This window comes from Rhizomicrobium sp. (assembly GCF_056722145.1).
In genome coordinates this window covers 1-11,741 of sequence record NZ_JBWZET010000040.1, presented here as the reverse complement: position 1 = coordinate 11,741, position 11,741 = coordinate 1, and the positions used below count along the sequence as shown (strand labels likewise).

15 protein-coding genes are annotated in these 11,741 nt (G+C 66.1%); 7 read left to right on the top strand and 8 right to left on the bottom strand.

Annotated features, from left to right (window positions below; genetic code table 11):
• The first annotated feature begins 40 nt into the window (after nt 1-40).
• On the top strand, nt 41-637 hold the full coding sequence (locus AC1P6P_RS02395; protein WP_481400835.1) for a hypothetical protein: 597 nt from the start codon (nt 41-43) through the stop codon (nt 635-637).
• A 4-nt stretch (nt 638-641) separates the two neighbouring features.
• On the opposite strand, the gene AC1P6P_RS02390 is transcribed toward AC1P6P_RS02395, so the two are convergent.
• Nucleotides 642-980 (bottom strand): DUF4870 family protein, encoded by a 339-nt coding sequence (locus AC1P6P_RS02390; protein ID WP_481400834.1) that lies wholly within the window; start codon nt 978-980, stop codon nt 642-644.
• Nucleotides 981-1,164: 184 nt separating this feature from the next.
• Between AC1P6P_RS02390 and AC1P6P_RS02385 the strand changes: the two genes are divergently transcribed.
• A complete protein-coding gene (locus AC1P6P_RS02385; protein ID WP_481400833.1) occupies nt 1,165-1,359 on the top strand; it encodes a hypothetical protein in 195 nt (64 codons plus the stop codon).
• Here AC1P6P_RS02385 and AC1P6P_RS02380 read toward each other — a convergent pair.
• From AC1P6P_RS02380 to AC1P6P_RS02370, 3 genes are all read right to left on the bottom strand, one after another.
• Nucleotides 1,341-2,474, bottom strand: coding sequence for a hypothetical protein (locus AC1P6P_RS02380; RefSeq protein WP_481400832.1), 1,134 nt, complete (start codon nt 2,472-2,474; stop codon nt 1,341-1,343). The two genes, AC1P6P_RS02385 and AC1P6P_RS02380, sit on opposite strands and share 19 nt — an antisense overlap.
• Nucleotides 2,475-2,639: 165 nt before the next feature.
• Nucleotides 2,640-3,038 (bottom strand): rhodanese-like domain-containing protein, encoded by a 399-nt coding sequence (locus AC1P6P_RS02375; RefSeq protein WP_481400831.1) that lies wholly within the window; start codon nt 3,036-3,038, stop codon nt 2,640-2,642.
• A 120-nt stretch (nt 3,039-3,158) separates the two neighbouring features.
• Nucleotides 3,159-3,845, bottom strand: coding sequence for a helix-turn-helix transcriptional regulator (locus AC1P6P_RS02370; RefSeq protein WP_481400830.1), 687 nt, complete (start codon nt 3,843-3,845; stop codon nt 3,159-3,161).
• Between the two features lie 100 nt (nt 3,846-3,945).
• Here AC1P6P_RS02370 and AC1P6P_RS02365 point away from each other — a divergent pair, with 100 nt between their 5' ends.
• On the top strand, nt 3,946-4,665 hold the full coding sequence (locus tag AC1P6P_RS02365; protein WP_481400829.1) for a glutathione S-transferase C-terminal domain-containing protein: 720 nt from the start codon (nt 3,946-3,948) through the stop codon (nt 4,663-4,665).
• A 75-nt stretch (nt 4,666-4,740) separates the two neighbouring features.
• The gene (locus AC1P6P_RS02360) at nt 4,741-5,415 is read left to right on the top strand and encodes a lipid-binding SYLF domain-containing protein (RefSeq protein WP_481400828.1); all 675 of its coding nucleotides are present in this window, start codon (nt 4,741-4,743) and stop codon (nt 5,413-5,415) included.
• Nucleotides 5,416-5,487: 72 nt separating this feature from the next.
• Here AC1P6P_RS02360 and AC1P6P_RS02355 read toward each other — a convergent pair whose 3' ends face one another.
• The 3 genes from AC1P6P_RS02355 to AC1P6P_RS02345 all read right to left on the bottom strand — a co-directional run bounded on the left by AC1P6P_RS02355 (nt 5,488) and on the right by AC1P6P_RS02345 (nt 10,232).
• Entirely contained in the window at nt 5,488-6,969 is a 1,482-nt protein-coding gene (locus AC1P6P_RS02355; protein WP_481400827.1) for a M56 family metallopeptidase, read from the bottom strand.
• Nucleotides 6,966-7,352, bottom strand: coding sequence for a BlaI/MecI/CopY family transcriptional regulator (locus tag AC1P6P_RS02350; protein ID WP_481400826.1), 387 nt, complete (start codon nt 7,350-7,352; stop codon nt 6,966-6,968). Before AC1P6P_RS02350 ends, AC1P6P_RS02355 begins: the two co-directional genes overlap by 4 nt.
• Nucleotides 7,353-7,448: 96 nt before the next feature.
• Nucleotides 7,449-10,232 (bottom strand): glycosyl hydrolase family 28-related protein, encoded by a 2,784-nt coding sequence (locus AC1P6P_RS02345; protein ID WP_481400825.1) that lies wholly within the window; start codon nt 10,230-10,232, stop codon nt 7,449-7,451.
• Between the two features lie 173 nt (nt 10,233-10,405).
• On the opposite strand from AC1P6P_RS02345, the gene AC1P6P_RS02340 reads away from it, so the two are divergent.
• The 3 genes from AC1P6P_RS02340 (at nt 10,406) to AC1P6P_RS02330 (ending at nt 11,431) form a co-directional block, all read left to right on the top strand.
• On the top strand, nt 10,406-10,759 hold the full coding sequence (locus tag AC1P6P_RS02340; RefSeq protein WP_481400824.1) for a hypothetical protein: 354 nt from the start codon (nt 10,406-10,408) through the stop codon (nt 10,757-10,759).
• 80 nt (nt 10,760-10,839) lie between these two features.
• Nucleotides 10,840-11,121 (top strand): type II toxin-antitoxin system RelE/ParE family toxin, encoded by a 282-nt coding sequence (locus AC1P6P_RS02335; protein ID WP_481400823.1) that lies wholly within the window; start codon nt 10,840-10,842, stop codon nt 11,119-11,121.
• Nucleotides 11,081-11,431 (top strand): HigA family addiction module antitoxin, encoded by a 351-nt coding sequence (locus AC1P6P_RS02330; protein ID WP_481400822.1) that lies wholly within the window; start codon nt 11,081-11,083, stop codon nt 11,429-11,431. The genes AC1P6P_RS02335 and AC1P6P_RS02330 overlap by 41 nt, the downstream gene beginning before the upstream one ends.
• Nucleotides 11,432-11,438: 7 nt before the next feature.
• On the opposite strand, the gene AC1P6P_RS02325 is transcribed toward AC1P6P_RS02330, so the two are convergent.
• Nucleotides 11,439-11,741 (bottom strand): hypothetical protein (locus AC1P6P_RS02325; RefSeq protein WP_481400821.1); only part of this gene is annotated, 303 nt, incomplete at its 5' end.

Sequence of the window (11,741 nt, the reverse complement as noted above, 5' to 3'; positions counted from 1 at the left end):
TTTTGCTACGCCCACGGAGGAACGCGCCTACAGTGGACGCATGGACGAGATCGCACATTCGCCGCGTTTGCCTTCGCTGAAGGGATGGGCGCTGTGCGTCGCGCTGCTGCTGGGCCCCTCCGTTCTGGTGTGGACGGTCAGACTGGCGGCGCTGGCGAGCGGCTGTGCCCCCACCGCCGGCTTATGCCACGGCATGGCGCTGGGCGCCGGATTGCGCGACGCCCTCAATCTTGCCTGGGTTGTGTCGACCAGTTCGATCCTGCTCGTCGGCCTGTCGCTGGCGGCAACGCTGCTGGCCTTTCGCGCCCACCGGCCGCTGACCGGTACCCTGTCGATGCTGGCGCTGCCGCTGTTGGCGCCGATGCTGCCGCTGCTGGCGGTGCTGTTCTCGCGTCACGATGGCTGCACCCTGTCGAGCGACGGTTTCGGCGCTTGCGATCTGTGGGGCGCCGCGATGGGAATGAGCTTTCACACTGCCGCCATCGCCCGCGACGTGGTGTTCAGCATCTTCCCCTACACCTTCGCCCTGACGATGATGCTGGGCGTGCTCGGTTTCTGCTTCGCCCGGCCGAAGACGCCGTCCGAACCGCACCCGATGGCGCATATGGGCGATCGCGACGACGATCCGTTCCAATAGCGGTTCAGTATTCCCGGTCGTCGACGGCGTGCACCAGGCCACGGATGGCGCGGTACAGGTACCAGATCGCCGCCACGATCAGGATCGGGATGCCGACCAACACGAAGCTCAGCGGCACGCCGACGATGAGCGCCACCAGCGCCACCCAGAACGTCGCGATGATCGCCTCATAGTGCGACTGCCATGGCGTGCCCCGCGCCTCGTCGCGCTCGAGGTAGGCGATGACCACGGCGCCGACGGCGGCGAGGTGCGCGGTGACCAGTCCGAGCAACAAACAAACATGGGCCACGATGGCCATGGTGCGCAGGGCATCCTGGCGCGCCGGCCGGCAGATGTCGTTCACGGGCAATCCCTCCTGATCTCGCGTACTCAGATGGTAAGTGGCCGGGCGAATTTCAACGGACCGTAACGAAGCGGAACTTTGCGTGTTCTTCCCTTCGGAAATGTCATGGAAAAAGAGGCGGTTCGTCCTTGTTCTGTCGCCAAGGCGCGCCATATCTGGAGGGGGGAGCCACTAGGATGGACCCATGCCGAATTACGATATCCGCTATCTCGACAACGACGGCAGGCTGACGGCGAAGATCGCCACGGAATGCGCCAACGACATCCAGGCCAAGGTGCTGGCCCATGCCATGAAGACGGCGGGCTCCAAACGCATCGAGGTGTGGGACGGGCCGACCCTCGTCTACGCGCGTCCCGAACGCTATCTCTGCGCCGGCTGAGCCATCGCCAAGGTGGCGAGCTTGGCGCTCATGGTGCCATTGAGCGCGCGGAAGCAGGCCTGCGGATCGACGCTGGCCAGATCGATGCCCTGGAACAGCTCCTTGGTGGTGGTGACCGACAGGATGCAGGCCCGCCCCGGGCGCAACGCGGCGCCGTCGACGTAATTGGCCCAGCCGTTGAACGCGATTGCCTTCAGCGCTCCCGCCGCATCGCCGCTGAACAGGGTATGCAGCACCGCCAGCGCGGTCTGGAACACCGCCTCGCCGTAGACCCGTTCGCGCTCGCGTTCGGGCTGCACGATCATCTCGAACGTGCCGCGCGACGGCAGGTATTTTACCGCCTTCAGGATCGGCACCGCCTCCATGCTCGGCAGGTCGTAGTCGATTTCCAGCGCACCGGCCGCATAGCGCATCGTCCAGAAGCAGGGGAAGCGGTCGGGACGGGCAAGCGACAACAGGTTGAGGTCGCAATGGCCGATCACCGCCTCGGCCTCGCCGGCGCGATAGCCTTCCACCAGCGCATCGAGTCGGGCATTGGCGCGGGCCTGGCGTTCGAGGAAGGCGGCCTCGCGAGCCTGCCATTCGCTGAGCGCGGCGCGATGCACCGCCAGCGCCTTCTCATGTTCGCTGTCGCGCCAGCGCGTCAGATACTTCCAGCCCGAATGCGCGGTTTCGAATTTCGCTTCGGCGAACTCACGCCGGCGGCGCAGCGCGCGCGGACTGATCAGGGTGGCGAGGGTCAAGGGCGCGCGTGGAAAATCCTCGCGCCGCGGCTCGATATCGGCTTGCGGCGGCAGGGGCGCCATCGGCGCGGCTTCGGCAAACGGCGTCAGATCGACCAGCGCCGACCAATCGGTCGCCGGCTCGGCGCGCACGGAATCGATCAGGATCGCACTCAGCGCGTGAACGGCGCGCTCGGCCTCGGCCGTGCGTTCGTCCGCGATCAGCTTGCCGACGGCATCGAGGGTCGGCCCCGTCAGCGCCGGGCGGGCGCGAAACGCTTCGTTCCAGCGGGCGTTGAGCGTGGTCGCCCGCTGCTCCGCCAAGGCTTGCGTTGGCGCCGACACGCGCTCCAAACGAGCCAAGCCGTCATGCCGCACATCGATCGTTACCAATGGAGACTCCCCCGAGCCATCTTATCGCATCAGGAGACCACAAATCGGCCCGGCGCACAAACATTGTCCGTGCCCGTTTCTTGAGCATGCCCACGAATGCGGAAGCGTTTCGCTGCCTGTTTCCAAGCGGCGACGAGACGACGCGCCCGACGAGATGGTAAACGGCTATCGCGGCAGCGCATCCCACGCCAGCACGCCGCCGTCGAGACTGAGCGCGTTGGCATAGCCGTGCGATACCAGGAACGATACCGCCTGGGCGCTGCGGTTGCCGGATTGGCAATAGACGACGATCCGGATGCCTTTCGGCAGGCTGTGGTAGGCCGTTGCGATGTTTTCCAGCGGCATCAGGATGGCGCCGGCGATATGACCGGCCGCGAACTCGTCGGGGTGGCGGACATCGACCAGCAACACTTTCACCGACGACGCCAGCATCGCCCGCAACGCCGCGGGCGCGATCACAGGGGCCACCTGCTGCATCGACTGCGGATTGACGGAACCATCGGTTCCCGGCGTCGAGCCCGCCGCCAGGAAGACTGCCAAGGCAGCCCCAAAGTTGAAGGACATCCGCTCCCCACTGCGCTATTTTTTAGCTGCTTGAGGGTGAGTTGAAGTTACTGAACGGTCAAGGGGCTTTCCCGTCGCTAGGTGTGCATACGTAAGGGCCCGCACGCTGTGGTTGGTTACTCAGTGTGCCGACAATCCTTTTTGCCATTGCGCCTTCAGGCGGGCGCGCGGCGCCGTATACCTTGTTTCGAGAAATTCAAAACTGGCGATGCGATCGGTACGGAAATGGCGAAAGCCGCGCCGCAGTTCGCACCACGCCACAATCAGGCGGACGCGCTCCCAATAGCTGACCGCGATCGGCCAGATCACCCGCGCGGTCTCGACACCTTTCTCGTCGCGGTAGTGCAGCCGGATTTTGCCCTGGGTGCGAATGGCGGTGCGCACCCGCGCCATATCGATGACATCGGCGGGCGCATCGGGCAATACCGGCGAGGCCGCACCGGTCGGCTCGAGCAGCACCGGGCGCAAATGCTCCGGAATCACCGCGCCGATCTTGGCGACGAGATCAGAGGCCGCCCGCTTCAGCGCCGCATCGCCCCGCCCCATCACCCATTGGGCGCCGAGCATCGCCGCTTCGATCTCGTCGGCGGTCAGCATCAACGGCGGCATGTCGAAGCCGCCGTCGAGCACATAGCCGATGCCGGCCTCGCCGCGGATCGGCACGCGGTCGGCCATCAATTGTGCGATGTCGCGATAGATGGTGCGCACGCTGGCTTCGAGTTCGGCGGCGATCTCGTGCGCGGTCACCGGCCGGCGCTTGCGGCGCAACACCTGGATGATGCGAAACAGACGGTCGGCCCGGCGCATCGCGGCTCCCTTCGTGCTGACACCCTACTGCCAGACTACTGACAGCATGCTGTCAGCAGGGGTGGGATATCAAGTCCGGCGTTGGCGAGGGAGTTTCACCATGGTCACCTTGTACGGTTCGTTTCCCGCATTCGGCTTGCCGCAGGCGAGCCCGTTCGTGATGAAGACCGAAGTGCAGCTCAAGATGGCCGACATTCCCTATCGGCTCGAGCGCGGCTCGCCCGACGACGGGCCCAAAGGCAAGATTCCCTACATCGTCGAAGCCGAGAACCGCATCGGCGATTCGACCTTCATTCGCGATCACATCGAGAAGGCGTACCGCATCGATCTCGATCGCGGCCTGACGGCGGAGATGCGGGCGCGCGGCTGGGCGATCGAGCGCATGCTGGAGGATCATCTCTATTGGGCGATCGTGCATCAGCGCTGGATGATCGAGGCGAATTTCGTCGCCGGGCCGGCGCACTTCTTCGACACCCTGCCCTCAGGCCCGCGCGAGGAAGCCCGCACCACCGCCCGCGCCAGGGTCGCCAGCGCGCTCTACGGTCAGGGCCTCGGTCGCCATACGCCGGCCGAGATCGCGGGCCTCGGCTGCCGTTCCGTGGCGGCGCTGGCGACGCTGCTCGGCAATCGCGCGTTCCTGATGGGACCGGCGCCGTCCGCCGTCGATGCCACCGCCTTCGCCATGATCGCCGCCGCCAGCGCCCCGGTATTCACGACGGCATTGCGCGATTTCACCGAGGCGCAGGTCAATTTGATGCGCTACCGCGATCGGATGATGGCGGAATATTATCCCGCCTATGCGGCACGGCGGGCGGCATAGCGGAACCGGAACCTCGGCGTGTAAGCGGCGTTTTCACGGCAGCGGGCGCCCTGCCCAACGAGGAGACCCATGCTCATGAAACGTTTCGCCGCCGCTGCGGCCCTTGCGCTTACCTTGTCGTTCGCAGCCGCTTTGGCCAGCGACCAGACTACCCTTATCGCCGGTGCGGCCAACACCGTCACGCATATGCGGTCGGACCAGAGTTTCGGGCCCTCCGCCGATCTGCTGCATCGCGCCCGCGCCGTGCTGGTGGTGCCGAGCCTGGTCAAAGGCGGCTTCATGTTCGGCGCCGAAGGCGGCAACGGCGTGCTGTTGCGCCGCGAGGGCGACCGTTACAGCAATCCCGCCTTCTACACGCTGGCGTCGGGCTCGTTCGGTCTGCAGATCGGGCTCGAAAAAGCGGAACTGGTGATGTTCATCATGAGCCAGAAGGCGCTGGAAGGCATCGAACGCTCGAAGTTCAAGCTCGGCGCCGGCGCCGGCCTGACCGTCGTCACCGTCGGCGCCAACGCGCAAGGCGCGACCGCGCCCAACCTTTCGGGCGACATCATCATCTGGTCGTCGACGCAGGGCGCCTACGGCGGCTTGACGCTGGAAGGTTCGGTGGTCGATCCCAAGACCGATTGGAACGATGCCTTCTACGGCAAGCACACCCACCTTGGCGCCATTCTGTCGGACATGTCCGACCGCAGCGAAACCAGCGAGCTACGCCACGAACTCGCGATGACGCGCCGCGCCGGCTCGCCGTAAGTTTTCCGCACCAATGAAAAAACGGCCTCGCCTTGCGGCGGGGCCGTGTCGCGCACGTCGGTGCTCGCGCGTTCAGTCGTCAGTTTCAGCGGCATTGTTACCGTCGCTTTGACTGCGGACCACGCGGCGCCGATGCGCTTGCGCGCGCTGGAGCGCGCTTTGCGCGTTCTTCATCGCTTCGGCGACGACGCGATCGACGTCGACCTGCGCCAGCGCCCGCTTGGCGTCGGCTTCGCTGACATTGGCATCGCGCATTGCCGTCGCGGCCTGCTGCAGCGCTTGGCGGACGGTCTGGTCGAGGTTGACCTGCGCCAGCGCCCGGCGGGCTTCGGCCATGGCGCGGCGCGCCTCGGCCTGGCCATGGACCGCCTGTTGCGCCTCGTCGAGACGTGGCGGGGCCGGTGGCACAGGCGGTTCGACGGGGGCCGGCGGCGCGGCCAGATCGGCAGGCGGAGGAGGTGGCGGCGTGACGTCCTCGTCCGCGGTGTATTGCGTAACGCGGCCGTGGCGCGAGATGCGGAGGATGCGGTGCACCGTATGTTTCGGAGCTACACCGGCAGCAGGCGGCGACGGCGGCACGGCCACCGGCGGGGTGTCGGGCGTTTCGGCGAGCGAGGGGCGGACCATGGCAAGACCGGCCATCAGCGCCACCGCAGCGACGCCGAGTTTCAACACATCCATTGTGGTCACTCCGGAGCGGGACTGATCGGGATCGAGGATCGAGGTGACGCGGGTGTCGAGCAGGCGCTGCTCGGCCATCGACAGCGACAAGGCAAACGATGCGCTGGAAAACTCGCGCGCCAGTCCGACCAGATGCTCGGCATAGCGCGTCGGCTTGATGCCGGCCGCCAACACCGCATTGTCGGCGGCACGCTCGGCATCGGCACGTTGGCGGCGGGCGGCGACCCACACCAACGGATTGGGCCAATACAGCGCCGCGGTCAGGATCGCGATCAGGCGGCACAGGCAATCCTTGCGGCGGACGTGGGCGGCTTCGTGCAGCAGCACGCTCAGCAGCCGCTCGCGCGGCCACGCGACCGAAGCTTTCGGCAGCAGCACCACCGGTTTGACGACGCCCCAGGTGAGCGGACCGCAACCACCCGGCGAGGTGTGCAGGCGCAGCTGCCAGCCGAGGCCGCGGAACGGCGCGTCGTCGATGCCGTGGGGACTGTGCGCCACCGAACGGCGGTAAAGCCGGATCAGCCCGATGCCGCCGAGCGTCAGTTTCAAGAGATGAAACATGACGCCGAGCGCCCACACCGCCGCGATGACGGCGAGCGCTTGGGCAACACCGAACCCAGGCGCCGGCGCCATGGTGGCTGGCGCACCGACCGGTGCAGCAGCGGACACGGCGGCGGGCAGCATCCACACCCATTGCGAGGGCAGCAGCAGTGCCGCGAGCGGCAGGCCGAGCAAGGCGGCGAAGGCGCCGGTGACGATCAGATGGCGGCTGGCGGCAGTGCGGCCGCGGGCGAGCAGCAGCGCGGCACCGATGACCAGAACCGAGCCGAGGAACGCGGCAGCGGCGAACAGCAGCGTGTTGATGACGGTCATCGCCCTTCCTCCTTGGCCTTTTCGATCAGCCGCGTCAGGCGGTCGAGTTCGGGCTTGCCGAGCTTGAGGTCTTCCTGGCTGAGCAGCGCCGCCACCACGCCTTCCACCGAATTGTCGAAGAAGGTGGCGAGCACCGATTTGACGGCTTTCTGCGCCATCTTCTCGCGCGCCACCTTGGGCTCGTAGATGTAGCGCACGCCATCGAGGCGGTGGCGGACGTGGCCCTTCCTTTCGAGAATGGAGAGCAGCGTGCGGATCGCGGTGGTGGACGGCGGATCGGGAAGCTGTTCGACGATCTGCGCCGCAGTGGCTTTGCCGAGCTTGTAGAGCGCCTCCATGATCTCGCGCTCACGCCGGGAAAAACCGTCTTTCAGGGTGGCCACGACGCCCTCCAGCAAACATGCCAAATTCTTGGTGCTAATTTTTTGGCACCTTTGGCAAGGCCCGTCAATTCCCGCGCGCGTGAATTTCGCGTAAGGCTATTGCCGCACGGCGTAGAGTGACGTGCGCGTCGTGATGAAGAGCGTGCCGGCAAAGACAAGGCTGGTGGCGCGTTCGGGCATGACGATGGTGTCGATCAGCGTGCCCGCCGGGCTGTAAACGTAAACGTTGCCGTCGGCGATATAGACCCTGCCCGCGGCATCGCGCGCCACCGCCTCGCCGCCGCGTTCGGCAAACAGCCGCCAATTGCTGAGCCCGCCATCGGCGCCGACATCAACCTTATAGGTGCGCAGCTCCTCTTCCTCGGTGATGAACGTCGCCGTGCCCGGCGTCGTGCGCGCCACCTGAAAGGCACGATATTGCGGCGCCATTTTCACCTGCCACGCCGTGAGGCCTTCAAGGAAATCGGCCGCTACCGGCCACGACAGCGTGCCATCGGGCGAGACGATCCAGGCGGTCGGTTTGGCCAGCAGCGCGCGATCGAGCGTCCAGCTTCCCACCGGCAGTACAAACTGGGTGCCCGCGGGCCGGCGCTGCGGTGCCAGCACGGTCACGGCACCATCGGGCGCCGTCGCATAGATCAGTCCGTTGCCATGGCGCGACACCGCCATCAGATTGCCGGCGCCATCGACGGCGAGATTGACCGGCTCGAGCGGCGCATCGGCGACATTGGTCAGCGTGCCGTGCCAGCGATAGATGGTCTGCGCCAGGCTGTCGATGAAATAGACCGATCCGTCGGGCCCCGCCGCGGCGCCCGAGACACTGGCAAAGCCGCCGGCGAGTTTGGTCAACCGCTTGTCGGACTTGGCGCCTCGCCGACCGGGATGGATATCGAGCGCGGCGAACTCGCGATCCCATACCGTGATCCCGCGATCGGACTCCAGCACCGTCGCATCGAACGACACCTTGCTGTTGGAAAAGCAGTGCATGGCACGGAAACGAATGTCGCGCGAGCCGGAAACCCGCACCACGTACGGGAACGGCGTGTCGGAACTGATGACGCGATAGGCGTGGGTGTTGGCGAACAGGATGTCCTCCGACCCGATCACCTCCACCGGCAAGGCATGGCCGCTTTCGCCGCGCTCCTCTTCGGTCTGCAAGGCGAAGAACTGCCAATGTGCGGCGTGGCGCACTTCGACTTCGTGGCGGACGTGATGCTCGACCGATAGCTGATAGACCCGGCCGGGCGTTTTGGTATCGGAGACCAGCACGCCGGCTCCGGCAAAGGTGGAGGGCGTCCAGATGTCGAGGAAGGTGCCGCCGCCCTTCACCCACAAGCTCGGATACTGACTGTCCCAGCGCCGCGCCGGATCGGGATCGGCGGTATGATTGTCATTGTACGGATTTTCGCGAGCGCCATCGGGCAAGGGCGTGCCGTGGCCGCCGAGAAAACGCACATCGTTCATCATCGACGCCGCGCCCGCACGCCACAGCGCCGCCACCGCCCGCGGATTGTTGCCGCCGGTATAGAGCCCGATGCCGGCGACGATGTTGGTTCCGCCCGCGGCGGTTTCGATCAGCGGCTGCGGTGCGCCGACACCGTCGAAGCCCGGCGTGCCATCAGGCAACAGGATTTGCGTCGCACCGGGGTGCAAACCGATCAGCACCGTGTCGGGTTTCAGCGCCAGGGTGGCGTGAACGCGATAAACCCCGCTCGGAAAGTAAAGCACACGATGGCGGGCGATGGCCTGTTGCAGCGCTTCCGTGTCGTCGGTCTTGGCATCGCCGCGCGCCCCGCCGTCGCGGACATTGAACCACTCCGCCATCGGCGGGATCGGCTTCAGATCGCTGACCGGCGCGGGTGCTGTGCCTGGGGCGGCCGCGATGACGGTGCGGATCGCCGGCTTGGCACCGGCGTCAGCGTAAACCAGACCGTGGGTGAAGCGGGCGACGACATAGTCCGCTCCCGGCGCGCGAAAGCGCCTGCCGGACTCGCGCAGCGCCACGAACACCGGCACGTTGCGACAGGCGATGCGCTCCATGTTGATCTCGTTGCGCGCGGTCTTTTCGCGGCCGAACGCAAACGCCGGCCCGGAAATGTTTTCCAACACCGCATCGCTGACCCACAATTCGTCGACCGTGTCGGGCTCGAGCATCACCGCGGTGGGGAGATGGCGAAACGTCGGGCGGATCAGCGTCAGGCCGGCTTCGTGCTCGCGGATGGCGGCCTCGCGCTGGCCTTCGAACACGGCATCAATCACCGTCAACTGCCAGCCCGGCGACGGCTGCCCGGTCCACAGCCCATAGCGCCCGCCGATGAAACGCACATCCTCGATGACATTGCCGCTCTCATGGATGCCGGCGAGCGCCGAGCCGAGGCGCATCTCGGAATGGGCGATGAAGGAATGCTGGGCGTATTTGGAGCGCACCACCACCGCGCCCGGATTGGCGTCGCCGATTTCAACATCAATGTTCGACAGCGCCGAATAGAAGGTGCCGGGATTGGCGTCGGGCACCGGCTCGCCGGGCGCGGGGCGGGCGCCGGCAAAGAACAACAGCACTTTCTCGGCGCCGCCGAACCCGGGCGTGGCAGCAGCAAGCGTCAGCACCGGGCGTTCGGCGCCGGTGCCGATCAGCCTTATGCCGGGCCAGACATTCACCGTGTCCTTCAGCACATAGCGGCCGGGCGCCACGAACACGATGCCCTGGCCACTGCGGGCCTGGACCGTATCGATGGCGGCCTGGAGCGCGGCGGTATCGTCGGCTGAGGGCGAAACCGTGACCGCCGCAGGATCGCTGGGCCGCGCCGCATAGAGCGAGCGGGCCGGCGCCGGCCCCCACAGCACCGCCACCGCGGCCACAAACGCCATCACCCACTTCATCACTGCCCCCTCGCGAACCGGCATGTGGTATCGATTCCACATCCGGGTGCCGCAGGGCAAGCCGGCGACGCGAATTTGCGGCCGGCGGCGAATTTTTCGCGTCAAGCGCGAGCTGCCGTGGCGTTGGTACCCCGATCGCGCTTAGAGTGCCGCCACACTCTGGGGGAGCTGCCATGAACCGATTTGCCCGTTACGCGCTCAGCCTGATCGCATTGACCGGAACCGCGATCGCCGCCGACGACCCGCCCGGCCTGTGGGCGACGCTCAGGAACGAATGCCCTGGCGCTGCCGCCGCCAACGTCTCCGACCGGATCTGCGGCGTGACCATCGGCACGGCCAGCTTCACCCGCACGGTGCAAAGCGGCGAAGTCGCGCCCGGCTTCGAGGCCAGGATCACCCTCTGCACCGACAAATCCGGCCAGGGCGTCCTGCAGTTCTCGCCCCTGAAAGCCACCACCGCCCCGTTCTTCGTGACCGTCAAACCCGACGGCACGGCGGTGTATCCCAAGGCATTCTGCAAGAAGTAACGGCATACCGGCCGCGCGCCCCGAGAATGCCTTGCGGTATATAACGCGCGGCGTTATAGCTGGATGTGGACCTGGGAGCCATGATCCGCGGGTTTGCCGAAACGTCGCGTGTCTGGAGCGGCCAGCAAAGCCGTAAGCTGCCGCCCGACATTCAGGCTACGGCGCTGCGCAAGCTGATGATGCTGCATCGGTCGCGGACCTTAAGTGACCTGCGTGCCCCGCCCGCCAATCGGCTGGAGCAGCTCAAAGGCAAGCGGGCCGGGCAATGGAGCATCCGGGTCAACCGGCAGTGGCGCATTTGTTTCGTGTGGAGTGACGGAGATGCCAGCAAAGTCGAAATCGTCGATTACCATGACGAGTAAGCCGCGCAAAAAAACGGGCCTGCTGCCGATCCCGACACCCGGCGAAATCCTTGCCGAAGAATTCCTGAAACCGCTCGCCCTCAGCCAGAACGCGCTCGCCCGCGCCATCCGCGTGCCGCCGCGCCGCATCAACGAGATCGTGCTGGGCCAGCGCGCCATCACCGCAGATACCGATCTTCGGCTGACCAAGTATTTCGGCCTGTCCGAAGGCTACTTCCTCGGCCTGCAGACCGATTATGATTTGCGGGTGAAGAAGCGGGAGATCGCCAAGGAACTGTCGGAGATCGCGGTGCGTCAGGCGGCGGAGTAATTGCGCCTCACAGATGCTCGAACCGCAACCCGTTCTGGATAGCGGTCAACTCATCGGCCAGCGAAGGCGGCGAAACGCCCGGCGCGACCCAAAAGCTGTAACGCACCGTGATGACATAAGACGGATGATCCGGATGTGGACAATATAGATAGTCGCTGCTGAGGAACGCCTTCGCGCCATCGGGGCCGCGCCAGTCTTCGTCTTCCACGGCGAGGTGGTCACGAATACAGGTGCCGCGGTCCACCTTGACGCGCTTCACACCCGCGGAGCGAACCTGAAAGTGTTTCGGCATCCGTAGCCTGTCTCTTTC

What these genes read in the sequence shown, in the direction of transcription:
- AC1P6P_RS02375 (WP_481400831.1), bottom strand. Translation starts at nt 3,038, where the DNA reads ATGTCCTTCAACTTTGGGGCTGCCTTGGCAGTCTTCCTGGCGGCGGGC.
- AC1P6P_RS02395 (WP_481400835.1), top strand. Translation starts at nt 41, where the DNA reads ATGGACGAGATCGCACATTCGCCGCGTTTGCCTTCGCTGAAGGGATGG.
- AC1P6P_RS02335 (WP_481400823.1), top strand. Translation starts at nt 10,840, where the DNA reads ATGATCCGCGGGTTTGCCGAAACGTCGCGTGTCTGGAGCGGCCAGCAA.
- AC1P6P_RS02370 (WP_481400830.1), bottom strand. Translation starts at nt 3,845, where the DNA reads ATGCGCCGGGCCGACCGTCTGTTTCGCATCATCCAGGTGTTGCGCCGC.
- AC1P6P_RS02360 (WP_481400828.1), top strand. Translation starts at nt 4,741, where the DNA reads ATGAAACGTTTCGCCGCCGCTGCGGCCCTTGCGCTTACCTTGTCGTTC.
- AC1P6P_RS02340 (WP_481400824.1), top strand. Translation starts at nt 10,406, where the DNA reads ATGAACCGATTTGCCCGTTACGCGCTCAGCCTGATCGCATTGACCGGA.
- AC1P6P_RS02330 (WP_481400822.1), top strand. Translation starts at nt 11,081, where the DNA reads ATGCCAGCAAAGTCGAAATCGTCGATTACCATGACGAGTAAGCCGCGC.
- AC1P6P_RS02355 (WP_481400827.1), bottom strand. Translation starts at nt 6,969, where the DNA reads ATGACCGTCATCAACACGCTGCTGTTCGCCGCTGCCGCGTTCCTCGGC.
- AC1P6P_RS02365 (WP_481400829.1), top strand. Translation starts at nt 3,946, where the DNA reads ATGGTCACCTTGTACGGTTCGTTTCCCGCATTCGGCTTGCCGCAGGCG.
- AC1P6P_RS02385 (WP_481400833.1), top strand. Translation starts at nt 1,165, where the DNA reads ATGCCGAATTACGATATCCGCTATCTCGACAACGACGGCAGGCTGACG.
- AC1P6P_RS02345 (WP_481400825.1), bottom strand. Translation starts at nt 10,232, where the DNA reads ATGAAGTGGGTGATGGCGTTTGTGGCCGCGGTGGCGGTGCTGTGGGGG.